A 22,382-nucleotide genomic window follows, 5' to 3' on the forward strand; every position below is an offset into this window, starting at 1 on the left:
GGAAGCCGAGGCAGAGGGTCAGGGCGGTGTGCCGGGTGCCGGCGGCGAGGGCGATGCCGCCCCGCGAACCGGATCCGGGCGACCGGACATGAAGAGGTGTGACGACCTCACCTCCCGCGGCTGGATCATCACCAGCCGTGACAGCGCTCCCTGAGAACCGGGTGGCGGACCCGCCGCCGGGCGCCGTCCCGCTGCGCGCGCTGCCGTCGTCGCTGCCGACCGACGCCGAGGTGCTCGCCGGGTCGCTCGCCGAACCGGAGGTGTTCGCGACGCTGTTCGACCGGCACGCCGCCGCGGTGCACCGCTACCTGGGCCGGCGGGTCGGTGAGCTGGCCGACGACCTGCTCAGCGAGACGTTCCTCGTCGCCTTCCGCCGACGGGCCGACTACCGGCCGGAGCGCCTGGACGTGCGGCCCTGGCTGATCGGCATCGCGACCAACCTGGTGCACGGCGCCGCGCGGGCCGAGCGGCGCCGCTACCGGGCGCTGGCCCGGGCGGCGGCCGAGCCGGACGCCCGCCCCGACGACGACCCGCACGACCGGCTCGACGCCGAGGCGCTGCGCGGCCCGCTGGCGGCTGCGCTCGCCGGGCTCAAGGCCCCCGACCGCGACGTCCTGCTGCTCGTGGCCTGGGGCGACCTGTCCTACGAGGAGGTCGCCACGGTGCTCGGCGTCCCGGTGGGCACCGTCCGTTCCCGCCTGCACCGCGCCCGCCGCCAGACCCGTGCCGTGCTCGAGGCGCCCACCCTGTCCGACCTGCTGTCGGAGGAGACCCGATGAACGAGACGACCCTGCTCCGCGAGGCCGGGCCCGAGGCGCCGGCGCTGACGCCCGCCGCGCGCGCGGCCGCCCGCGCCGCCCTGCTGGAGGAGATCGCGGCGGCCGGGACCCGCCGGTGGCGGTCGCGGCTGCCCGGGCGGCGGGTGTCGCTGCGCATCGGTACCGCGCTGGTCGCCGTCGCCGCCGCCTGGACGACGGCGGTCGTGGTCGCGCCCGAGGACGCCGTGCCGCAGTCCCCCGCCCCGTCGGCCGCCGCGCCGGCGCCGGGCGGGATCACGCTGGTCGCGGCCGAGGCCGTCACCTTCCCGGTCGCCCTCGACCCGGAGCCCGAGGGGCTGGCGCCGCTCCACAGCCGGCGCGGTGGCATGCCCCGGTACGGGAGCACGCCGCCGTACTTCGTCGCCGCCTACGAGCCCGCGTACCTGGTCTCCGGCGGCCCCGGTGCCACCGAACCGGCGTCGGGCGACCCGGGCCGGGTCCTGCTCGGCCTCTATCCGGAGGACCCCCGGTCCTCGGAGGAGTACGGGTTCTGGCCGGAGGGCGAGCCGACCGGGACGGCGACCGTCGACGGCGCCGAGGCCTCCGTCTGGACGGAGGACGGCACGGTCAGCCTGCTGTGGGAGCGCCCGGACGGGCAGTGGGTGTGGCTGGCGGGCGAGGGCGCCCAGGCCCGCGCCGAGGCGCTGGTCGCGGTGGGGGAGTCGATCGTCGACCGGCCGCAGCCGGTGGGGCTCCAGTTCGGGTTGGCGCCGGCCGGCTGGTCGGTGGGCGGCTACGAGGAGAGCCGGAGCCTCGACCTGGTCAGCGACGCCGATCCGCTGCAGTCGCTGCGGCTCAGCGCGACGGGTGCCCAGTACACCGGGACCATCGACGGGCTCCTCGACGGGATGCCGACGGCCGCCCCGGTGGAGACGGTGACGGTCCAGGGCCGGCCGGGGCGCCTGGCGCTCCTGACCGGTGACGCCGGGACCCCGCCCTCCTGGACGCTCCTCGGCCAGCTCCCCGACGGGCGGTTCTTCCAACTCCTGGCACCGCAGGAGCTGACCCGCGAGCAGCTGCTGCAGATCGGTGAGCAGGTGACCGCCGCATCCTGACCGCGAGCACGCGTGCACGGCCGTCCGCTGGGGGAGCGGGCGGCCGTGCACGCGTGCGGGCGCGGTCAGGCGGCGGGGGCGAGCAGCGGCGCGGGGGTGGTGATCTCGGTGCCGTCGGGCCGGTGGGTGCGCCATCGGCCGTCCGGTTGTCGCTCGACCCGGAACCCGTGGTGGACCTTGGTGTGGTGGCGCTCGCACAGCAGGGCTGCGTTGTCGAGGCTGGTGTCGCCACCGTCGATCCAGTGGACCAGGTGGTGCACGTCGCACCACCACGTCGGCGCCCCGCACCCGGCGAACACGCACCCGCCGTCGCGCAGTTCCGCCGCCTTGCGGAGGTGGCGGCTCATCAGCCGCTGCTCGCGGCCGAGGTCCAGCGGGGCGCCGTCGGGGCCGAACACCACCCGGGACACCGCGCCGTCGCAGGCCAGCCACCGCGCGCGGGCGGCGGAGATCGTCGCCCCGAAGCCCATCCGCCCGGCGTTCGGACGCTCGTGCGGGTCGACCAGGTCGTCGAGGTCGATGACGACGGCGAGCTGCGGCTTGTGCCCGCGCAGCGTGGGCAGCGAGCCGGCGGCCAGCACGTTGTCCGCGACCTGCACCAGCGCGTCGCCGAGCCGCTGGGCGCGGGTGCGCTCGTCGCCGGCGGGGCGATCGGCCTGCACATGGGCCTCGAGTGCGGTCTGCAGCCTCTCCCCGCCGACCGCGTCCAGGTGCCCGCGGATCGTGAGGGAGCCGTCGGCGTGCCGGGACAACGTCAACGACCGGCCCTCGGTGGGGTCCGGTTCCGGTCCGTCGGGATCGAGGGCGTTGCAGTAGTGCTGCACCACCGCGACGAGGTCGGCGTGCGACTGCTCGATCGCCACGCCGGTGAGCACCGCGTCGACCACCGCCAGGTCCACACGCTGGTCGGCGGCCGAGGCCAGCCGCTCGGGGGTCACCGCCCGCGCCGCGACGGCGACCTGCTCGGCGGACACGAGACCGGCGTCGTGCGCCTCGGCGAGGGCGGGCAGGTGCTCCAGCGCCCGCCCGGTGCGCACCAGCCGGGAGGCCTCGGCGGCCGACAGCCGGCAGTGCCCGCGCAGCCAGGAGGCCATCGACCTCAGCCCGTCCCGCTCGGGTGCCTGCTCGAGTTCGGCGGCCCGGACCCGACGGGCGAGGCGGGCGTCGATCCGGTTGCGCTCGGCGACCAGCGCGGCGACGTCGTCGAGGACGTCCCCGCTCCCCGGCTCACCCGAACACATGATCGAAGAATAGTCGATCAGAGACCCCGGCGCGACGTGAATCCGCAGCTCAGAGCCGTGTCCACAGATCCCGGGAGGACCTTGACAGGCGGGGGAGCGGGGACATGAGCAGCCTCGGCCGGCGACCTGGCCGGGCCGCGGCACCGTCGAGCTGGCCCACGAGGCGGACGGCGTCGTCCTCCCGCTCGATCACGGGCTGGGCCCGCGCGGCGCCGGTGTGGTGGGGTGAGCCGGTGAGCGTGCCGCCGATGACCGCCTGGCCGCAGACCGAGCCGGCGGAGGTGGAGCTCGTCCGCGGGGACGCCCGCCTCGCCGTCGACCTGCGCGGTGGCGGGCTGCGCGCCCTCACCGCCGGCGGCTGGGACGTCCTCGACGGCTATCCCGCGGGCACGGTGCCCGCCGGGCGGCGCGGCGGCGTCCTGCTGCCGTGGCCGAACCGGCTGCGCGACGGGCGGTGGACGTGGGAGGGGCAGCGGCTCCAGCTCGACGTCGCGGCGCCCGGCAAGCCCGCCGCGCACGGCCTGGTCACCTGGCAGCGGTGGGAGGTGCTGGCCCGCCACTCCGACGCGGTCACCGTCGGCACCGTCGTCGAGGCCCGCCCCGGGTACCCGTTCCGCCTCGCGGCCGCCGTCGACCACCTCCTCGGCGAGGACCGGCTCACCGTCACCGTCCGGGTCCGCAACGCCGGGGACCGGCCCGCGCCGTTCGGCGCCGGCATGCACCCCTACCTGTCGGTCGGGGCGGACGCCGACGGCGGCATCGGTGACGCCGAGCTCACCGTCCCCGCGCGCACCGCCCTCGGCCTCGACGGCGGCCTGCCCACCGGCACCCGCCGGCCCTTCGACGGCGCCGTCGGCCGGATCGGCGACCGCGTCCTCGACGACGCCGTCACCGACCTCGACCGCGACGACGACGGGTGGGCGCGGGTCCGGCTGCGCGGCGCCGCCGGCGCGCTCGAGCTCGCCGTCGACCGGTCCTGGCCGTGGCTGCAGGTCTACAGCGGCGACACGCTGCCCGAGGGCCAGCGGCGGCGCAGCCTCGCCGTCGAGCCGATGACGTGCCCGCCGAACGCGCTGGCCGACGACGCCGACCTCGTCGTCCTCGACCCGGGGGAGAGCTGGTCGGGCACGTGGACCCTCACCTGGACGGCGGCCTGACGTGCGGGTGCAGGAGCTCTGGCGCTACCCGGTGAAGTCGCTGCAGGGCGAGCGGCTCGACGCCGTCGACGTCGGCCCCGAGGGGCTGGCCGGGGACCGCCGGTGGGCGCTGTTCGACCGGTCCACCGGCTTCGGCCTCACCGCCCGCCGCGTCCCCGACCTGCTGTTCGCCTCGGGCCGGCTGCGGGCCGACGGCGGCGTCGAGGTGGTCCTGCCCGACGGCACGGTCACCGGCGACGACGCCGTCCTCTCCGCCTGGCTCGGGAAGCCGGTGGCGCTGCGCGCGGCGGAGGCCGTCCGCGGTCCGCGGCAGTACGAGGACCCGGTCGACGACGAGGACGGCGGGCCGTGGGACGCCTGGGAGGGCGCGTCCGGCGCCTTCCACGACAGCTCGCGGATCCGCGTCTCCCTGGTCTCCACCGGCACGCTCGGCACCTGGGACCGGCGGCGGTTCCGCGCCAACGTGCTGCTCGACGGCGCGGGCGAGGATGACCTGGTCGGGTCGACGGTGCGGCTGGGCACCGCGGTGCTCGACGTGCTCAAGCCGGTCAGCCGCTGCGTCATGGTGACCCGGCCGCAGCCGGGCGGCATCGGCCGCGACACCGGCGTCCTCAAGACCGTGCACCGCGAGCGCGGCGGCACGCTGGCGGTCGGCGCGCTGGTGCCGGTGGCGGGCCGGGTGGCCGTCGGTGACGCGCTCGTCCCCGCCTGAGGGCACGATCGACGTCGTGCGCACCGTCGAACTGCGTCCCGGTGAGGACTCCATCCGCCTCGGTCAGCTGCTCAAGCTCGTCGACGCCGTGCCGACCGGCGCGCAGGTCAAGGACGTGCTGGTGACCGGCGCGGTGCGGGTGAACGGCGAGCCCGAGGAGCGCCGCGGCCGGCAGGTGCGCCGGGGCGACGTCGTCTCGATCGAGGGCGCCGAGGACGTGCGCGTCGCGTGAACCCCGACGCGGGTTCCACGTGGAACGACGACGCACCTCCGGCTGCCGGGTTCCCCGCGTCCAGGGACCGGTTCCCCCTCGTCCTGCCGCGGTGGCCGGAGGCCGCGCCCGCCGGGCCGGACTTCGCCGCGATCCGCGCGGAGCACGACGTCCCCGAGTCCTTCCCGGCCGACGTGCTCGCCGAGGCCGAGCGGGTCGCGGCGGCCCTCCCGCTGCCGGACGAGGACGCCACCGCCCTCCCGCTGGTGACCGTCGACCCGCCGGGCAGCCGCGACCTCGACCAGGCGGTGCACCTGGCGCGGGAGGACGGCGGCTACGTCGTCCGCTACGCGATCGCCGACGTCGGCTCGGTGGTGCCCCCCGGCAGCGCGCTCGACGCCGAGGCGCGGCGCCGCGGCCAGACCCTCTACAGCCCCGACCGGCGCACCCCGCTGCACCCGCCGGTGCTCAGCGAGGGCGCGGCCAGCCTCCTGCCGGGGCAGGACCGCCCCGCCGCGCTGTGGACCGTCCGGCTCGACGCCGACGGCGAGGTGCGTGGCGTCGACCTGCGGCGGGCCCGCGTCCGCAGCCGCGCGCAGCTGGCCTACCCCGGCGTCCAGGCGCAGGCCGACGCCGGCACCCTCCCCGACCCGATCGCGCTGCTGCCCGAGGTCGGCCGGCTGCTCGAGCGGCGCGCGGCCGACCGCGGGGCCGTCGAGCTCGGCACCCCGGAGCAGCAGGTGGTGCGCGGTCCCGACGGCGGCTGGACGCTGGTCGCCCGCGCGGACCTGCCGGTCGAGGGCTGGAACGCGCAGGTCTCGCTGCTCACCGGCCGGGTCGCGGCCCGGCTCATGCTCGACGGCGGCGTGGGCGTGCTGCGCACCCTGCCGCCCGCCCGGCCGGAGGACGTCGAGCGCCTGCGCCGGCTGGCCCCCGCGCTCGGCGTGCGGTGGCCGGACGGCGCCGGGCCGGGGGAGGTCCTCGCCGGGCTCCACGTCGCCGACCCCCGGCACGCGGCCTTCCTCGAGGAGGCGGCCGCCCTGCTGCGCGGCGCGGCCTACACGCCCTTCGACGGCGCCCCGCCCGGGCAGACCGGCCACGCCGGCGTCGGCGCCCCGTACGCGCACGTCACCGCCCCGCTGCGCCGGCTGGTCGACCGGTTCGCCACCGAGGTCTGCCTCGCGCTGGCCGCCGGCCGCGAGCCCGACCCCGCGGTGCGCGCCGCCCTGCCGGAGCTGCCCGGCCTCATGGCCGCCTCCGACCGGCGCACCCGGGCGGTCGAGCGGGCCGCCGTCGACGCCACCGAGGCCTGGCTGCTCGCCGGCCGCGAGGGCGCGCTGTTCGACGCCGTCGTGGTCGACGCCGACGGCGACCGCGGCACCGTGGTCCTCGCCGAGCCCGCGATCCGGGCCCGCTGCACCGGCACCGGCCCCGCCGCCGGCTCCCGGGTGCGGGTGCGGCTCACCGAGGCCGACGTCGCCCGCCGCTCGGTCCGCTTCGAGGTGGCCGCATGAGCCGCGAGCCGTACCTCGCCGACCGGCTGCAGGGCTTCGGGACGACGGTGTTCGCCGAGATGAGCGCGCTCGCCGTCGCCACCGGGTCGATCAACCTCGGCCAGGGCTTCCCCGACACCCCCGGCCCCGCGGAGGTCCTCGACGTCGCCCGCGCCGCCATCGGCACCATGGCCGACCAGTACCCGCCCGGCCCCGGCACCCCGGAGCTGCGGACGGCGATCGCCGCGCACGTGCGGCGCTTCCGCGGGCTCGCCTTCGACCCCGACACCGAGGTGCTGGTCACCGCCGGCGCCACGGAGGCCCTCACCGCCGCCATGCTGGCGCTGGTCGAGCCCGGCGACGAGGTGGTCCTGTTCGAGCCGGTCTACGACAGCTACGCCGCGGCGGTGGCCATGGCCGGCGGCGTGCTGCGCCCGGTGCCGCTGAGCCCGCCGCCGGCCGACACCGAGGGCGGCGTCTGGACGTTCGACCCCGCCGACCTGCGCGCCGCCGTCACCCCGCGGGCGAGGCTGCTGCTGCTCAACACCCCGCACAACCCCACCGGCAAGGTGTTCAGCCGGGCGGAGCTGGACCTGGTCGCCGAGGTGGTCCTCGAGGCGGGCCTGCTGCTGGTCACCGACGAGGTCTACGAGCACCTGGTGTTCGACGGCGCCGAGCACGTCCCCGCGGCGACCCTCCCGGGGCTGCGCGAGCGGACGCTGGTGGTCGGCAGCGGCGGCAAGACGTTCAGCACGACCGGCTGGAAGGTGGGCTGGGCCTGCGGGCCGGCGCCGCTGGTGGCCGCCGTCCGCACCGCCAAGCAGTTCCTGACCTACGTCAACGCCGGGCCCTTCCAGCCCGCGGTCGCCGCCGGGCTCGCGCTGCCCGACGCCTACTTCACCGGCATCGCCCGCGACCTGCAGCGCCGCCGCGACGTCCTGGTCGCCGGGCTGCGCGCCGCCGGTCTGCCCACGATCAGCCCGCAGGCCACCTACTTCGCGATGGTCGACGTCCGCGGCGTGCAGCCCGACGGCGACGGCCTGGCCTTCTGCCGCGCCCTGCCGGAGCGGGCGGGGGTGGTGGCGGTGCCCGCCGGCGTCTTCTGGACGGCGGGCCACGCCGACCTCGGCCGCCACCTCGTGCGGTTCGCCTTCTGCAAGCGCGATGAGGTCCTCGACGAGGCGGTTGCGCGCCTGACGAGGATGTCCGCATGAGGTCCGGCCGGGGAGGCGCAGCGTGAGGTTCGGGATCGTCCAGCACGACATCGTGTGGGAGGACCGGGAGGCCAACTACGCCCGGCTGGCGCCGCAGGTCGCCCGCGCGGCGGCCGCCGGGGCGGAGTTCGTGCTGCTCGGCGAGACGTTCTCCACCGGCTTCTCGATGACGCCGGGCATCGGCGAGCCCGAGGACGGGCCGTCGGCGTCCTTCCTGCGCGCGCAGGCCGCCGAGCACGGTGTCTGGGTGGCCGGCACCTGCCCGGAGGTCGCCCCGGGCGCGGACCTCCCCTACAACTCGTTCGTCCTGGCCGGTCCCGACGGCACGGTGCACCGCTACCGCAAGCTGCACCCGTTCACCCACGGCGGCGAGGCCGAGCGCTACCGCGCCGGCGACGGCCCGGTGACGGTGACCGTCGGCGACCTGCGGATCACGCCGTTCGTCTGCTACGACCTGCGCTTCGCGGACGTGTTCTGGGCCGCCGCCGAGACCACCGACGTCTACCTCGTGACGGCGAACTGGCCCTCGGCCCGCCGGCACCACTGGACGACGCTGCTGCAGGCGCGCGCCATCGAGAACCAGGCCTACGTGGTCGCCTGCAACCGGGTGGGCACCGGCGGGGACGGCCTGCACCACGCCGGGGACAGCCGGGTCGTGGACCCGATGGGCGAGGTGCTGGCCGCCGCCGCGGGTGGCGAGACCCTCGTGCTGGCCGACGTCGACCCCGCCGAGGTCACCGCCACCCGCAAGCGGTTCGCCTTCCTCGCCGACCGTGGGAGGACCCCGCTGCCCCCCACCGCCGGCTAGCTCGCGGCGGGCCCCTGCAGCGGGGCCGTCCCGGCACGTCCCGGCTGCGGCGAGCGCGTCCGGTCGACGACGATCTGCTCCCGCCGCACCTGCTCGCTGACCCGCTCCTGGCCCTGCACCACCTCGGTGGTCAGCCGGACCCGCTCGACCGGCACGACCTCGACCGACACGACCGGCCGCTCGGCGTGCAGCACGATCTCCCCGGGCAGGCCCCCGGTGCCGGCCGACGGCGCGCCGGCGACGGGCGCCGTCCCGTCGGCGGGCTGCAGCGACTCGCCGGGGAGGTCGGGGGCGTCGAGGGGCACGTGCTCGACGCGGATCTCCTCGCGCCGGATCGGCACGGTCACCTGCACCTCCTCGGTGACCACGTACTTGACCAGCCGCACTCGCGTGGCCGCCACCTGCTCGGTGCCCACGCGCAGCTGCTCCTCGCTGCGGGTCATCGCGCCGTCGGTGGGCGGCGCGGCGTGCCGGGCGGCGGGCTCCGCCGGCGCGGGCGGGGCGGCCTGCTCGGTGGTGGTCCGCGTCGCGGTGGCCGGCGGGGGGACCGGCCGGGTGGGGGTGTCCGCGACCGTCCCGCCGGGAGCCGGCACGTCGGTCGCGGGCCCGGCCCCCACGGGGGCCGGGCCGGTCCCCGACGGCGCCCCGGGCTGCCCGGCCGCGACGCCGGGCGCGGGCTGCCCGGCCGCGACGCCGGGCGCCGCGCCGGCCGTCAGCCCGTAGTGCTGCCGCAGCGCGGCCTCCTCCTCCGGGCCGAGGTGGTCGCCGCCCAGGTGCGGGGCGGACCGGACGGCGTCCTTGTGCACGGGCACGCTCAGCACGCCGTCGTCGAAGGTCGCCTGGGTGGCCGGGACGATCGAGTGCCGGGTGCCGAACAGTCCGGTGCTCACGGCCACCCAGGTGGGCGCGCCGGTGCGGTCGTCGACGAAGAAGCTCTCGACGGTGCCGATCTTCTCGCCGTCGGGGCCCTGCACCGTGCTCCCGATCGCCGCGGACAGGTCTCGCTCGCTCAACACGGTGCTCGCCTCCTCCGTCGACACCCCGGCTGGCGTCGTTTCCGCGGGGGAGTGCCCGCACGGGTGTGTTCCGACACCCGCCTGCGCCTACGGTCGGGTGCGACGGGAACCCAGGAGGAGGACGACGTGGGCAGCGGACAGCTCGAGGTCGAGCGCAAGTTCGAGACGGGGCCGGACGTCGTCCTCCCCGACCTGACGACCGTGGACGGCGTCGCGGCGATGGGGGACCCGGTCACCCACGACCTGGACGCCACCTACTTCGACACCCCGGACCTGCGGCTGGCCCGCGCGCGGGTCACGCTGCGCCGGCGGACCGGCGGCACCGACGCCGGCTGGCACCTCAAGCTGCCCACCGCCGTCGCGGGCTCCCGCCGGGAGGTGCACGCCCCGCTGGGCACCCGCCGCACGGTCGTGCCGCGGGCGGTGACCGAGCCGGTGACCGCCGTCCTCCGCGGCGCCAGGCTCGGACCGGTCGCCACCCTGCAGACGACGCGGCAGGTCACGCACCTGCTCGCCGACGACGGCCGCGTGCTCGCCGAGGTCGCCGCCGACACCGTCACCGGCACCGCGCTGGCCCCCGACCCCGAGAGCCCGGCGACCGTCACGACCTGGCGCGAGCTGGAGGTGGAGCTGGTCGAGGGCGACCAGGCGCTGCTCGACGGCGTCACCGCGGCGCTCGGCGCGGCGGGCATCGAGCCGTCCGACCTGCCGTCCAAGCTCTCCCGCGTGCTGGCCGACCGGCTCGCGGCGCTCGCCCCGCCGCGCACGGCGGCCGGCGACGGGGACGGTGGCGACGCGAAGGGCGACGGGAGGGGCGACGGGAGGAAGGCGAAGAAGAAGGCGCGGAAGGAGGACGGGCCGACGGCGGCCGAGGTGGTGCTGGGCGCGCTGGGGACCCAGGTCCAGGCGCTGCAGACCGCCGACATCGGCGTCCGCACCGGCGACCCCGAGGGCGTGCACGACCTGCGCGTGGCCTGCCGCCGGCTGCGCAGCATCCTGGCCGCGTTCCGGCCGGTGCTCGACCGCACCGCCACCGACCCGGTCCGCGACGAGCTCCAGTGGATCGGCGCCGCGCTCTCCGGCGCCCGCGACGGCGAGGTGGCCCTCGAGCACCTCAGGTCCGTCGTCGCGGCGCAGCCGGTCGAGCTGGTCCGCGGCCCGGTGGCCGCCCGGCTGCGGTCCACCGAGGTGGCCGACGTCGAGCGGGGGCGCAAGGCGGCGGTCCGGGCGCTGTCGGACCGGCGGCACCTGGCGCTGCTCGACGCCCTCGACGCGCTGCTCACCGACCCGCCGCTGGCCGAGGCGGCCGGCGAGCCCGCGCACGCCGTCCTCACCGACGCGGTCAAGCGCACGGGCAAGCGGCTGCGGGCCCGCACCGCCGAGGCGCGCGAGCGCGAGGCCCGGGACCCGGGCGCGCACGAGGACGAGACCGAGCACGCCCTCCACGAGGTGCGCAAGGCGGCCAAGCGGGTCCGCTACACCGCGGAGGTCGCCGCGCCGGTGCTCGGGGCGCCCGCCGAGGCCCTGGTCGCCTGCATGAAGGAGGTGCAGGACGTGCTCGGCGAGGCCCAGGACACCGTCGTCGCCCGGCAGTGGTGCCTGCGGCTGGCCGCGGCCGCCGTCGGGGCGGGGGAGGACACCTTCACCTACGGCCGGCTGCACGCCCTGGAGGAGCTGCGCGCCGAGCACGCCGACCAGCGGTTCTGGGCACTCGAGCCCACCCTGCGCGCCGCGGTGAAGGCGGCCGCGAGGGCCTGACCGCGCGTACCGGCGGCCCGGGACGGGAACGTCCCGGGCCGCCCGCACGTCTCCTGCCGTGGTGTCTCCCGCACAGCCGAAGCGAGGTCCGTCCTGTCCCTGATCGGTCTGCTCGGCTTCGGGACGGTCGTCCTCGTCGCCCTGCTCCTCCTGCACGGCTACCTCTGGTGGCGCCTGGTCAGGAGCACCACCCGGCCCGGCCGGGCGCGGCGGCGGCTCACCGCCCTCACCGTGGTGCTCGCCCTGCTGCCCGCCACCGCGGTGCTGCTGCGCCGCACGCTCCCCCTGGACGCCGCCGCCCCGCTGGACTGGGTCGCCTACACCTGGCTCGGCGTCGCCTTCTACGCGTTCCTCGCGCTGCTCGTCCTCGAGCCGGTCCGCCTGGTGCTGCGCCGCTGGACCCGCCGGCCCGCCACCGCCACCGCCCCCGCCCCCGCCGCCGTCCCGGCCACGCCGGCACCGGTGCCCGCCGTCGGCCCGGACCCGGAGCCGGGCCCGGAGCCGGAGTCGCGGCCGGAGGACCGCGCGGTCGTCGCGGATCCCTCCCGCCGGCTGTTCCTCGCGCGCTCGCTCGCCGTCACCGCCGGTGCGGTGGCGCTGGGCACCGCCGGCACGGGCGTGTACCTCGCCAACTCCGCGCCCGTCGTCCGCCGGGTGCCGGTCACCCTGCCGCGGCTGGACCCGGCGCTCGACGGCCTGCGGATCGTCACCTTCTCCGACGGCCACCTGTCGGCCACCTACGGCGGACGGCGCTTCGAGCGGCTGGTCGAGATCGTCAACTCCCAGCGGCCCGACGTCGTGGCCATCGTCGGCGACCTGGTCGACGGCGAGGTCGACGAGCTGCGCGAGGAGGTCGCGCCGCTGGCCGACCTGGTCAGCGAGCAGGGCGTGTACTTCGTCACCGGCAACCACGAGTACTTCGTCGACACCACGGCCTGGCTGCGGCACCTGCCCACCCTCGGCGTCGAGGTGCTGCGCAACGAGCGGGTGCCGATCACCCGCGGCGGCGCGTCGTTCGACCTGGCCGGCATCGACGACCGCACCGCGGCCCGCTCCGGCGTCCCCGGGCACGGCGCGGACCTCGACGCCGCCCTCGACGGTCGGGACGACGCGACGCCGGTCGTGCTGCTCGCCCACCAGCCGTACATGGTCGACCAGGCGCAGGCGGCCGGCGTGGACCTGCAGCTGTCCGGGCACACGCACGGCGGGCAGCTGTGGCCCTTCGACTACGCCATCCGCCTCGACCAGCCCGCGGTCGAGGGCTGGTCCCGGCACGGCGACACGCAGCTGTACGTCACGACCGGCGCCGGCTACTGGGGACCGCCCATGCGGATCGGTGCGCGGCCCGAGGTGACCGTGGTCGAACTCCGGGCACCGTAGAGGTGGACGTCACCCGAGCGAGAGACGTCTCATACGACATGACGTCCTCAGACGTCTTCTCCCGCATAGTCTGGCGTCCGTGACAGCGGCGACGGCGGGACCGAAGTACCTCTCCGTCCGTGAGCACCTGCGGCGCCGGGTCGCCGCGATGCCCGAGGGGGCCCTGCTGCCCCCGGAGCCCACGCTGTGCGCGGAGTACGGCGTCAGCCGGATCACCCTGCGCCGCGCCGTCGACGGGCTGGTCGCCGACGGGCACCTCGTGCGCGAGCAGGGCCGGGGCACCTACGTCACCCGCCCGGCGATCCGGCACGAGTACCGCGAGAGCTTCGTCCACCGCATCGCCGGCTGGAGCTCGGTGATGGCCGAGCAGGGCGCCCAGGTGGGGACGACGGTGCTCACCCAGCGGGTCGTGCCCGCGCCGTCGCCGGTGGCCGCCGAGCTCGCCCTCGACGTCGCCGAGGACGTCGTCGAGCTGGAGCGGCTGCGCAGCGTCGACGGCGCGCCCAACCACGTGGCGCACAGCTTCCTGCCCGCCGCGCTCTACCCGCGGGCCGCGGAGGAGGACTTCAGCGAGGGCTCGCTGTACGACTTCCTGCGCCGCGAGTACGGCGCCGACCTCGCGCACGCCCGCATCGTCGTCGACGTCGGCACCGCCGCCCCGGACGAGGCCGACCTGCTGCGGATCGCCGCCGGCTCCCCGCTGCTGGTCGTCCGCACCACCGTGCGCGACAGCGCCGGGCACCCGCTGGTGCACAGCTTCTCCCGGCTGCGGCCGGACGTGAGCCAGGTCGAGTTCGAGGTGTCGGTCACCGGCCGCTGACCGGGCGGACGTCGGGCCGCCGAACCCGCTCGACCCGGGGACGGGCCCGCTGGGATGCTCCCGGCGTGCCGCTCGACGTCGCAGGTGCGCTGCGCGACCGGTTCCTGGCGACCGCGGAGGCGGTCGCGCGGGCACGGCCCGAGGTGGACGCCGGGACGGCCCGCGAGGTGTTCCTCGAGGCGGCGACCCTCCTCCACGACGGCCTCGTCCTCGACGACCTGGACGAGCACGACGCCCTCGCCGTCGTCGCCGGGCTGTCGCTCGCCCTCGTCGCCGACGATCCCGGCGCCGGGGTGCGCGCGCGTTCCCGGGCCGCGGCGGAGGACCCGGGGGACCTGCACGACCCGGGGGCGGTGTCCGCGGCCTACCTGCTGGCCGCGGCGACCCTGCAGCTCTGAGGGCGCCGTCAGCGGCCGCTGAGCGCCGCCGGCCGGTGCTGCAGGTCGAGCACCATCCGCACGAACCCGGCGCGCTCGACGGCGTGCGCGAGCAGGTCGTCGCCGACCGGTGCGCCCAGGTGGTCCAGCGGCAGGCTGGTGCACGGGTACCGGATGAGGGCCGCGGCGACCGCGGCCCGGTACAGCCGGTCGGCCGGCACCTCGAGCCCCTCGGCGGCCAGCTCCGCGGCGTAGGCGACCACGGCGACGTCGAGCAGCGCGGGCACCTCGCCGGCGGGCGCGGTGCCGGCCTCGGCCCGGCCGAAGACGAGCGGGACGACGTCGAACCCGGCCGGCGCCGGTGTGGCCGTCCCCCAGTCCAGCAGCACGAACGTGCCCGGCTCGTCCGGGGGGCGCAGCAGGTTCGCGGGCGTGGCGTCCCCGTGGGCGGGCAGCTCCGGCACGCAGCCGAGCTCGTCCCAGAGCGCGGGCACCCGGCCGGCCAGCTCGCCGAGGTCCGGGCGGAGCGCGGCGACCTCGGGCGCCCGCATCGCCGGGTGGGCCCAGGTGTCGTCGGCGGCCAGCAGCGGCAGCGCGTAGCGGCCCAGCCGGTTGGCGACGTAGTTGCCGAGGAAGGTGTCGCAGGGCACCGGGACCCGCGGCTCCTCCCGCCGGCGCGCCGCCGCGCGGCCGAGCGCGGTGGCCGCCGCCCGGATGTCGCCGGCGGTCCAGGGCCGCTCGGTCGTGGCCACGTCCTCCAGCCACAGCGTGACCCGGTCACCGGGACCCTCCGTCGCCAGCACCAGCCCGGGCACCCGCAGCCCCGGCGGCAGCCGGTCCCGGACGCCGGAGGCGTAGACGTCCGCCTCCGTGCGCCACGGGATCTGCGAGTCGATGTACTCGCGGACCGGCGGGGGGATCTCCGGGGGCAGGCCCTCGCGCGCCCGCTGCAGCTCCTTGACGACCAGCGGGAGCCGTACCGGACCGGTGGCGTCCCGTGCGGTGACCGCCACCCGGGTGAGCGCGCGGGTGGTCGGCGCGGAGATGCGGTGCGGGACCGGCGTGGTGGTGACGGCGTCGACGGTCAGCCCGGGACGGCCGGTCCAGCGGCGCAGGGCGGGGAGCAGCTCGGCGACGGTCGTCCCGCCGGGCAGTGCGCTCACCGGGGGGCCGCCGTCCCGGGGGACGGGGGGTCGGGCTGCACCGGGGCGGGCCGGAGGGGGAGGTGCGGGCGCAGGGGGCGGAAGAGCGCCAGGCACGGAGGGGTCGTCATCACGGGCTCCCGTGGGAGGATGGTCAAGCCGCTTGTCTGACGGTGCATGGATGGTGAAGCCGCTTGTCCGATCCCGTCAACAGAGAACGCCCCGTCCTGGTCACCGCGTTGCTCGAGCAGGCGATGACCCTGATCCGGGACGACCTCTACGCGCTCAGCGACGCGCGCTACCCGGGCCTGCGCATGCGGCACTACCGGCTGCTGGCCATGCTGCCGGCCCAGGGGGAGCGGCTGAGCCGGCTGGCCGCCGACAGCGGGCACACCAAGCAGGCCCTGGCCCAGGCGCTCGCGCCGCTGCAGGCCGGCGGGTACGTCGAGGTGCTGCCCGACCCCTCCGACGGGCGGGCGCGGCTGGTCCGGCTCACCGACCGGGGCCGGGAGGTCGACGAGGCGGTGCGCCGGCGCCTGGCCGCCGTCGAGCGGGACTGGGCGCGCCGGGTGGGGGAGGAGCGCTGGGCCGTCGCCCGGGCCGTGCTCGCCGACCTCGCCCCGGGACCCGGCGGGCCCCCGTCTACCGTCGGGACGTGACCACGGCCAGCGGGACCCGGGAGGTGGCCGCCCCGCGCAGCCGGGTGTGGCGGGCGCTGGCCGTGCTGGAGCCCTACTGCGCCGTCTGCGACGTCTCCTACGTCGTCGAGGGGGGCCGGTCCGGGAAGGGCGCCCGGTTCGTCTGCGTCCCCGGCCGCCTCGCCGCCGACCGGACCCCGCGCGAGGGGGCCCCGCGCGGGGAGATCGTCGAGTGGGAGCCCGGGCGGGTGGTCACCACCCGGCTCGAGCTCACCCCCGAGACGTGGACGACGCGCATCGAGCTCGACGACGCCGCCGACGGCGCCACCCGGGTGACCGTCACGCTCACCCACGAGCCGCGCCGTCCCCGGCTGGCCGACCGGCTGGCCCGCCGCGCCGTGCAGCAGTTCGTGCAGCGCACCGTCGACGACGAGCTGGACAAGCTCCCGGCGCACGTGGAGCAGGTCCCCGCGGACCAGTGACGAACGGCCCGGGTGTGCGCGGTGATCATGCGGGTAGATGAGCCCCAGGCGCGCCCGGCGACCGGCCGGGCGCCACGCACCCACCCGGAGGACTCGTCGTGATCGGTTTCCTCGTGGCCGGTTTGATCATCGGGGCCCTGGCCCGCCTGATCGTCCCGGGCAAGCAGCACCTGGGCATCCTCGCCACCCTGGCCCTCGGCCTGGTCGGCTCCCTCATCGGCGGGCTCATCGCCCAGTTCTTCGGCACCGGCAGCATCTGGGAGCTCAACGTCCTGGGCTTCGTCCTCGCCGTCGTCGCCGCCGTCCTGCTGATCGGCGTCGCCGAGAGCGTCGCGGGACGCAACCGCCGCACCGTCCGCCGCTGACCTCGCGCCCGGGGGAGGGGGCGGGCCTCAGAGCTCGACCGCCTCCCCCGGGGTCAGCCGGCCGTAGGGGGTGGGTGTGCCCGGGCCGCGCTCGCCCAGCAGGCCGGCCATCAGGCCCAGCCCGGTGTCGTTGAGCAGGCCGTCGTGCACGGCGAAGGCCTGGTCGGCGTCCACCGCCCGCACGTAGTCGATCACCTCGGCCGCCTTCGACCACGGCGCGTGCAGGGGCACCAGCAGCGTGGCCACCGGGGTCCCCGGCACGGTGAACGCGTCGCCGGGGTGGAACACCTGGCCCCCGACCAGGAAGCCGACGTTGCGCACCCGGGGCAGCTCGGGGTGGACCACCGCGTGCCACTCGCCGTGGACCTGCACGTCGAAGCCCGCGACGGTCAGCGCGTCGCCGTCGCCCACCGCGTGCACCCGGCTCCCCGGCCCGTCCAGCTGCTCCGCGACGGACGGGTTCGTCCACACCTCCAGCGCCGGGTCGGCCTCCAGCGCCGCGCGCAGCCGGTCGCCGACGAAGTGGTCGGGGTGCTCGTGCGTGACCAGGACCGCGCTCGCACCCTCCAGCGCCGCGGGGTCGGTCCAGGCGCCGGGGTCGACGACCAGCCGCCGGTCGCCGTCACTGATCACGACGCAGGCGTGCCCGTGCTTGGTCAGCTCCACGGGGACATCCTGCCGCCGCCCCCGCCGGCCCGCCGTCTCACCCGGGTGGGTGACACCGCGGCGGCCCGCCTCCCGGAGGCCGGGCACCCTGTCGACCCTCCCTGCATGGCCCCCACCGCCGCCTCGACCGCCCCCACCGCGTTCGCCGCGACCGCCTACGTCGCCGCCCGCAGCCGCGCCCACGGCCCGACCGCCGCCCTGTGGCACGCCGTCGAGCTGCACCGCCCGGCCTCCGAGGTCGACGGCGCCTGCGAGCTCACCCTCTGCGGCACGCTCGCCCGCGTCACCCTCGACGAGGACTGGCCGACGTCGGCCCGCGACGTCTGCGTCCCCTGCGCCGCCCTGGCCGGCTCCGGCCGCTAGGCGCCCTCCGCGAGCTCCGCGCGCAGCCGCGCCAGCAGGTCCGACCGCGTGCCGGCGCCCAGCCGCTGGCGCATGCGCGAGACGTGGTGCTCCACCGTCTTCGCCGAGATGTACAGCCGCCCGCCGATCTCCCGGTAGGTCCGCCCCTCCACCACCAGCCGCGCCACCTGCCGCTCCCGCTCGCTGAGCGTGCCCGTCGCCACCGGGGCGGCCGGCGGGGCGTCCTCCCCGGACTCGCCGGGCGCGTCCCCGTCGGCGGGGTCGACCAGCGTGCGCGCGCAGGCCAGCAGGATCGAGCGGGCCCGTGCGTCGGTGACCCGGGCCGCGGCCTGCCCCGCCAGCCGGGAGCCGTCCCAGCCGAGTCCGGCCGCCCCGAGCGCCTCCGCCGCGGCCACCACCGCCGGTGGGTCGATCTCGTCGGTGAGGACGTGCAGCCAGGTCCGCCCGGCCTCGGCCAGCGTCGCGGCGTGCGGGCTGGTCCGTGCCGCGGCCACCAGCGCTGCCGCGTGCGGCCGCAGCGCCGCGGGGTCGTCGGTGATGATCGCCGCCTGCGCGCCGCTCCAGTGCAGCGGCGTCGCCCACAGCTGCGGGTCCCCCAGCCGGGCGAGCAGCGCCTGCGCCTCGGTCAGGTGGGAGCGCAGCCGGTCACCGTCGCGCAGCCGCGCCGCGGCGACGACCAGCTCCCCGAGCGGCAGCAGGGTGAACAGGTCCACGGGGTGCCGGACGACGGCCTCGCGCGCCCGCACCCACGCGCGCACCAGCGCCGGGACGTCGCTGCTGCGGCGGGCCAGGCCCACCTCCAGCGCCTGCAGGAAGAGCTCGTCGCGAGGCTCGAGGGCGCCGCCCTCGACGGCCTGCGCCTCCGCCATCAGCTCCCGGGCCCGGGCCATCCGGCCGGCCAGCATGGCGATCCACGCCAGCAGCAGCAGGTGCCGGGGACGCGCCGGTCGGCCGCCCAGGTCGGTGTCGACCGCCCGCTGCAGCACCGACTCGGCGACGGTCAGCTCACCGCACTGCAGCGCCACCAGCGCCGACAGCGCCGCGGGGGTGTCCACGAGCAGCGCGGTCCGGCCGACCGGCTCCAGCAGCGCGGCGGCACGGGTGAGCGTGGACAGCGCCGCGGGCACCGGGTCGGCGGCGTCCGTCCCCGACCGCAGCGAGCACGTGATGCCCTCCGCCATCAGGTCCTCGCTGACCGACAGCATCGTCGGCGCCCCGGAGGTCCCGGCCCGCGCCGCCGCCACCAGCCGGGCGGCCTCGTCCGGGTGTCCGGTGGCCAGCAGGGCCAGCGCCGCCGAGCCCGCGTGCTCCGGGCCGGCCAACCGGCAGAGCTCCGCGGCGCGGCCGAGCAGCCCGCGCCGGGCCAGCACCGCCGCGAGCACCCCGGCGGCCCGGGCCCGGTCGGGGGCGAGGGGGTCGGCGAGGGCGGCGTCGGCCCAGCGCACCGCGCCGTCGAGGTCGCCGGTCAGGGCGGCGGCCTGGGCCCGCCGGGCGGACAGGCAGGCGACCGGCGCCCCGGTGTCGACGGCCGCGCTCAGCAGCTCCCCGGCCAGCGCCGGGTCCGCACCGAGAGCGGCGTCGGCGTGCCGCTCCAGCAGCGCGGCGGCCCGCGGGTCGCGCACCCGGTCCGCGGCCAGGCCGCGGGCCAGCCCCACCGGCTCCTCGCCGCGCTCGACCAGCAGGCCGAGCAGCCGGCGCCGGGTGCGACGGGTGACGTCGGCGGGGGTCGTCGCGAGCAGCACCTCCTGCGCCACCGGGACCACCCGACCGTCGGCCAGCACCAGGCCGGTCGCCCGCGCCGCGGCGATGAGGTCGGCCACCTGCTCCAGGGGGACGTCGAGCAGCCCGCCGAGGACGTCGTCGTCCAGCGGGGCGCCGGCCGCGACGGCGTGCACCAGCGCCCGGGTCCGCTCGTCGAGGGCGTCGAGGTCGGCGCTCAGCTGCGCCCGCATCTTCTCGGGGACGACGCGGAGGTCCACCCGGCCCGGCCGCCGCGCGAGGGCGGACAGCAGGCCGTGCACCAGCGCGGGGAGGCCGCCGGTCCGGGCGTGGACGGCGTCCGCGAGCGCGGGCGTGGCGGCCGGTCCCAGGCAGGCCCGCGCCCACTCCTCGACCCGGGCCCGGTCGACGTGGCCGAGCACCACGGAGTGCCGGTCGTCGGGGACCTCGGCGGCCACGTCGGCGAGCAGGGCGGTGAGGGCGGCCGGGCGCGGCCAGGGCCGGGAGGCCAGGACGACCCGGGCGCGGGGGGACCGCAGCGCGCGGCGCACCCGGTCGGCGACCTCCGCGGTGGCGCGGTGCGCGTCGTCGACGACGAGGACGAACGGCCCGGTCACCGCGTCGGGGTCCTCGGTGCGCGCGTCGAGCACCGTCAGTCCCGCGCGCCGGTGCAGCGCGGCGACCTCGTCGAGCAGGTGCGTCTTGCCGGTCCCCGCCGGACCGCAGACCACGACGGCACGTGCCGCCGCCGCCCGCGCCACCGGGCCGTCCGCCACGTTGCCGGCCAGCCGGGCGGGGCGGGGTCCGGGGACGCGGGCCGCGGGGGAGGCGGCGGTGTGCACGACGGGGGGATGGGCGACGGCGGTCACGGGGTACCCGGGGACGGCGCGGCCGGGCCGGTGGTGTCAGCGGCGGGCGACTCGGGATCGTCGGTCGTCGTCGTCCCCTCGGCGGGTGGCGTCGTGGTGTCCGGAGCCGGTCCCCCGGTCCCCGGGTCCTCGGTGGGGGTCTCACCCGGCGTCTCGGTCGGGGTCTCGGTGGGGGTCTCGGTGGGCGTCTCGTCCGGGGTCTCCGACGGGGTCCCCGAGGGGGTCTCGTCCGGTGTCCCCGACGGAGGTGGTCCGGACGGGGGACCGGCGGTCCCCGACGGGGTGGCGGCCGGTGGCGCGGTGGTCCCCGGGGTCGGGTCGCCGCCCGACGCCGTGCCCCCGGTGGGGGCCCCGCCCGTGGTGCCGCCGGTCGGGGTGCCCGCGACCGGCGTCCCCGCCGGAGAGCGAGGGGCGGTCGAGCTCCCCGCCGCGCCGGTCGACCCCGGCGTCCGGGGGTCGACCGCCGGGACCGCGGTGACGGCGCCGGCCGACGCGGCCGGGTCGTCGGTCGCCCGCACGCCTCCCGCGGACCGGGCCGTGCCTGCGGGGGCAGCGGCGCCGGCCGGTCGGGCGGCACCCGGTGCGGCGACGCCGGGCGACCCGCCGGTGGGCACGGCGCCGTCCTCGGCCTGCGCCACCGGGACCTCGCCCCCCGGCGCGGCGGTGCCGCTGGTGCCGAGGAGGCCCGCCACGGCGGGCGGCAGCACGAGCAGGCACAGCAGCAGGACGCCGACGAGCACACCGCGCTGTGCCCGACGGGCCCGGGCGCGGGTCCGCTCCGGACCGGCTGCGGGGTGCCGGCTCCCGCCCGGCCCCCGCGGCGGGGCGCCGGGCACGGGACGCCGGTCCCCGGCCGGGACGGCCGGGGGCGGCGCCGCGTGGAGGGCGACGGCGGCGGGGGTGGGGACGCCGTCGGCGGCCGTCCCCCCTGCGGCCGGGTCCTCCGTGGCCAGCGCCTCCATGGCCAGCGCCTCCGTGGCCAGGGCCTCCGCGGCCAGGCCCGCCGCGCCCAGGGCCGCGGTGAGCTCCGGTGCGGGCCCCAGGGCCAGCGGCCGGCCGAGCTCCCCGGAGAGCACCTCCGCGACCAGCGGCATCCGGGCCCCGCCACCGGTGAGCACGACCGCGTCCAGGGCGGCCGGGTCCACGCCGGCGGCCTCGACGGCGGCCCGCAGCCGCGCGGCCGACTCCCGGACCGGGCCGTCGAGCAGCTCGTCGAGCTCCTCGCGGGTGAGCCGGACCGCCTCGGGACCCACCTCCACCCGGGTGGCGGTCTCCTCCGAGAGCGCCTCCTTGGCCGCGACGCACGCGCGCCGCAGCGCCGCGGCCGCCTCCGGGTCCGGGGCGCCGGCCGAGGACCCGCGGACGTGGCCGACCAGCAGGTCGTCGACGTCCCGGCCGCCCCACCCGAGCGGCGCGGGCGGCGGCGCGAGGTGCCGCGGCAGGCCGGCGTCGGGATCCCCCGCGTCGGGGCCCACGACGGCGAGGTCCAGGGTGGCGGCGCCGAGGTCGTACACGGCGACGGTCGGCCGCTCCGGCAGCTCGCCGGTGCCGGTGTGGCGGGCGACGGCGGCGACCGCGGCGGAGACCAGCGTGAAGCGGGGGACGCCCGCCTCCTGCAGGGCCGCGGCGAGCGCTGCCCGGCGGTGGCCGGCCCACGACGGCGGCACGGCGACGACCGTCCAGGCGTCCGGCCGGCCCAGCCGCTCCGCGGCCGCGGCCCGGACCAGCTGCACCGCCCCGGCCACCACGGCGGCGGCGGGGACCGGGCCGGAGCCCAGGTGCAGCGGCGTCGCGGCGCCCACCCGCGCCAGGACGCCCGCCGCCCGCCCGGGGACGGGGTCACCGAGCCGGACGCCGTCGTCGTCGACCGCGAGTGCGACCGGGGGGTCCCCCGGTCCCCCCAGGGGCAGGGGCTCGGCGGCTCCCGCGCCCTCGGCGCAGACCGCCGCGGCGACCGTGCCGTCGCCGATGTCGATGCCCAGCCCGTACTCGCCGTCGCGCACAGGTCCCCCCGTCACCCTGCCCGCCGGCCCGCTCCCTGAGCCGGTACGCCGCAGGACCGTATGTCGCCTGCGTCA

22 protein-coding genes are annotated in these 22,382 nt (G+C 78.2%); 16 read left to right on the forward strand and 6 right to left on the reverse strand.

The features are described 5' to 3' along the window. The first annotated feature begins 137 nt into the window (after positions 1-137). Both ACFO3M_RS11200 and ACFO3M_RS11205 read left to right on the forward strand, forming a co-directional pair. Positions 138-779: an RNA polymerase sigma factor gene (locus ACFO3M_RS11200; RefSeq protein ID WP_387988666.1), complete on the forward strand. Its 642-nt coding sequence runs from the start codon at positions 138-140 to the stop codon at positions 777-779. After that, complete coding sequence (locus ACFO3M_RS11205) at positions 776-1,873, forward strand: hypothetical protein (protein ID WP_387988667.1); 1,098 nt, start codon at positions 776-778, stop codon at positions 1,871-1,873. Before ACFO3M_RS11200 ends, ACFO3M_RS11205 begins: the two co-directional genes overlap by 4 nt. Before the next feature lie 65 nt (positions 1,874-1,938). Here ACFO3M_RS11205 and ACFO3M_RS11210 read toward each other — a convergent pair whose 3' ends face one another. After that, the gene (locus ACFO3M_RS11210; RefSeq protein ID WP_387988668.1) at positions 1,939-3,114 is read right to left on the reverse strand and encodes an HNH endonuclease signature motif containing protein; all 1,176 of its coding nucleotides are present in this window, start codon (positions 3,112-3,114) and stop codon (positions 1,939-1,941) included. Between the two features lie 104 nt (positions 3,115-3,218). On the opposite strand from ACFO3M_RS11210, the gene ACFO3M_RS11215 reads away from it, so the two are divergent. The 6 genes from ACFO3M_RS11215 to ACFO3M_RS11240 are packed head-to-tail and all read left to right on the forward strand — an operon-like array spanning position 3,219 to position 8,709. Further along, complete coding sequence (locus ACFO3M_RS11215) at positions 3,219-4,271, forward strand: aldose epimerase family protein (RefSeq protein WP_387988669.1); 1,053 nt, start codon at positions 3,219-3,221, stop codon at positions 4,269-4,271. A gap of 1 nt (position 4,272) precedes the next feature. After that, complete coding sequence (locus tag ACFO3M_RS11220) at positions 4,273-4,983, forward strand: MOSC domain-containing protein (RefSeq protein ID WP_387988670.1); 711 nt, start codon at positions 4,273-4,275, stop codon at positions 4,981-4,983. A 16-nt stretch (positions 4,984-4,999) separates the two neighbouring features. Continuing rightward, a complete protein-coding gene (locus ACFO3M_RS11225) occupies positions 5,000-5,215 on the forward strand; it encodes an RNA-binding S4 domain-containing protein (protein WP_387988671.1) in 216 nt (71 codons plus the stop codon). After that, on the forward strand, positions 5,212-6,708 hold the full coding sequence (locus ACFO3M_RS11230; protein ID WP_387988672.1) for an RNB domain-containing ribonuclease: 1,497 nt from the start codon (positions 5,212-5,214) through the stop codon (positions 6,706-6,708). The genes ACFO3M_RS11225 and ACFO3M_RS11230 overlap by 4 nt, the downstream gene beginning before the upstream one ends. Further along, positions 6,705-7,901, forward strand: a complete 1,197-nt coding sequence (locus ACFO3M_RS11235) for a pyridoxal phosphate-dependent aminotransferase (RefSeq protein WP_387988673.1) — start codon at positions 6,705-6,707, stop codon at positions 7,899-7,901. The genes ACFO3M_RS11230 and ACFO3M_RS11235 overlap by 4 nt, the downstream gene beginning before the upstream one ends. 22 nt (positions 7,902-7,923) lie before the next feature. Next, positions 7,924-8,709 (forward strand): nitrilase-related carbon-nitrogen hydrolase, encoded by a 786-nt coding sequence (locus tag ACFO3M_RS11240; protein ID WP_387988674.1) that lies wholly within the window; start codon positions 7,924-7,926, stop codon positions 8,707-8,709. Here ACFO3M_RS11240 and ACFO3M_RS11245 read toward each other — a convergent pair. Beyond that, positions 8,706-9,725 (reverse strand): PRC and DUF2382 domain-containing protein, encoded by a 1,020-nt coding sequence (locus ACFO3M_RS11245; protein ID WP_387988675.1) that lies wholly within the window; start codon positions 9,723-9,725, stop codon positions 8,706-8,708. The two genes, ACFO3M_RS11240 and ACFO3M_RS11245, sit on opposite strands and share 4 nt — an antisense overlap. A gap of 126 nt (positions 9,726-9,851) precedes the next feature. On the opposite strand from ACFO3M_RS11245, the gene ACFO3M_RS11250 reads away from it, so the two are divergent. From ACFO3M_RS11250 to ACFO3M_RS11265, 4 genes are all read left to right on the forward strand, one after another. Then, positions 9,852-11,483: a CYTH and CHAD domain-containing protein gene (locus ACFO3M_RS11250; RefSeq protein ID WP_387988676.1), complete on the forward strand. Its 1,632-nt coding sequence runs from the start codon at positions 9,852-9,854 to the stop codon at positions 11,481-11,483. A 231-nt stretch (positions 11,484-11,714) separates the two neighbouring features. Beyond that, positions 11,715-12,863, forward strand: a complete 1,149-nt coding sequence (locus ACFO3M_RS11255; protein WP_387988677.1) for a metallophosphoesterase — start codon at positions 11,715-11,717, stop codon at positions 12,861-12,863. Between the two features lie 79 nt (positions 12,864-12,942). Then, positions 12,943-13,683 (forward strand): GntR family transcriptional regulator, encoded by a 741-nt coding sequence (locus ACFO3M_RS11260; protein WP_387988678.1) that lies wholly within the window; start codon positions 12,943-12,945, stop codon positions 13,681-13,683. Positions 13,684-13,748: 65 nt separating this feature from the next. Beyond that, positions 13,749-14,081 (forward strand): hypothetical protein, encoded by a 333-nt coding sequence (locus ACFO3M_RS11265; protein ID WP_387988679.1) that lies wholly within the window; start codon positions 13,749-13,751, stop codon positions 14,079-14,081. Positions 14,082-14,089: 8 nt separating this feature from the next. Here ACFO3M_RS11265 and ACFO3M_RS11270 read toward each other — a convergent pair whose 3' ends face one another. Continuing rightward, positions 14,090-15,223: a hypothetical protein gene (locus tag ACFO3M_RS11270; RefSeq protein ID WP_387988680.1), complete on the reverse strand. Its 1,134-nt coding sequence runs from the start codon at positions 15,221-15,223 to the stop codon at positions 14,090-14,092. A 173-nt stretch (positions 15,224-15,396) separates the two neighbouring features. Here ACFO3M_RS11270 and ACFO3M_RS11275 point away from each other — a divergent pair, with 173 nt between their 5' ends. From ACFO3M_RS11275 to ACFO3M_RS11285, 3 genes are all read left to right on the forward strand, one after another. Further along, positions 15,397-15,861 (forward strand): MarR family winged helix-turn-helix transcriptional regulator, encoded by a 465-nt coding sequence (locus ACFO3M_RS11275; protein ID WP_387988681.1) that lies wholly within the window; start codon positions 15,397-15,399, stop codon positions 15,859-15,861. Continuing rightward, the gene (locus ACFO3M_RS11280; RefSeq protein ID WP_387988682.1) at positions 15,858-16,322 is read left to right on the forward strand and encodes an SRPBCC family protein; all 465 of its coding nucleotides are present in this window, start codon (positions 15,858-15,860) and stop codon (positions 16,320-16,322) included. The genes ACFO3M_RS11275 and ACFO3M_RS11280 overlap by 4 nt, the downstream gene beginning before the upstream one ends. A 98-nt stretch (positions 16,323-16,420) precedes the next feature. Then, positions 16,421-16,687 carry a GlsB/YeaQ/YmgE family stress response membrane protein gene (locus ACFO3M_RS11285; RefSeq protein ID WP_387988683.1) on the forward strand — a complete coding sequence of 89 codons (267 nt, stop codon included), beginning with the start codon at positions 16,421-16,423 and terminating at the stop codon, positions 16,685-16,687. 27 nt (positions 16,688-16,714) lie between these two features. Here the strand turns inward: ACFO3M_RS11285 and ACFO3M_RS11290 are convergent, their stop codons facing one another. Then, positions 16,715-17,353, reverse strand: a complete 639-nt coding sequence (locus tag ACFO3M_RS11290) for an MBL fold metallo-hydrolase (RefSeq protein ID WP_387988684.1) — start codon at positions 17,351-17,353, stop codon at positions 16,715-16,717. Between the two features lie 105 nt (positions 17,354-17,458). Between ACFO3M_RS11290 and ACFO3M_RS11295 the strand changes: the two genes are divergently transcribed. Next, a complete protein-coding gene (locus tag ACFO3M_RS11295) occupies positions 17,459-17,716 on the forward strand; it encodes a hypothetical protein (RefSeq protein WP_387988685.1) in 258 nt (85 codons plus the stop codon). Here ACFO3M_RS11295 and ACFO3M_RS11300 read toward each other — a convergent pair. Next, on the reverse strand, positions 17,713-20,304 hold the full coding sequence (locus ACFO3M_RS11300) for a helix-turn-helix transcriptional regulator (RefSeq protein ID WP_387988686.1): 2,592 nt from the start codon (positions 20,302-20,304) through the stop codon (positions 17,713-17,715). The two genes, ACFO3M_RS11295 and ACFO3M_RS11300, sit on opposite strands and share 4 nt — an antisense overlap. Beyond that, positions 20,301-22,322: an Hsp70 family protein gene (locus tag ACFO3M_RS11305; protein ID WP_387988687.1), complete on the reverse strand. Its 2,022-nt coding sequence runs from the start codon at positions 22,320-22,322 to the stop codon at positions 20,301-20,303. The genes ACFO3M_RS11300 and ACFO3M_RS11305 overlap by 4 nt, the downstream gene beginning before the upstream one ends. Positions 22,323-22,382: the final 60 nt, after the last annotated feature.

The sequence above is a fragment of the Geodermatophilus arenarius genome, from assembly GCF_042654585.1.
GTDB classification, from domain to species: Bacteria; Actinomycetota; Actinomycetes; order Mycobacteriales; family Geodermatophilaceae; genus Geodermatophilus; species Geodermatophilus arenarius.

Coding starts and splice junctions, on each gene's coding strand:
- ACFO3M_RS11205 (WP_387988667.1), top strand. CDS start 776: ATGAACGAGACGACCCTGCTCCGCGAGGCCGGGCCCGAGGCGCCGGCG.
- ACFO3M_RS11235 (WP_387988673.1), top strand. CDS start 6,705: ATGAGCCGCGAGCCGTACCTCGCCGACCGGCTGCAGGGCTTCGGGACG.
- ACFO3M_RS11210 (WP_387988668.1), bottom strand. CDS start 3,114: ATGTGTTCGGGTGAGCCGGGGAGCGGGGACGTCCTCGACGACGTCGCC.
- ACFO3M_RS11295 (WP_387988685.1), top strand. CDS start 17,459: ATGGCCCCCACCGCCGCCTCGACCGCCCCCACCGCGTTCGCCGCGACC.
- ACFO3M_RS11215 (WP_387988669.1), top strand. CDS start 3,219: ATGAGCAGCCTCGGCCGGCGACCTGGCCGGGCCGCGGCACCGTCGAGC.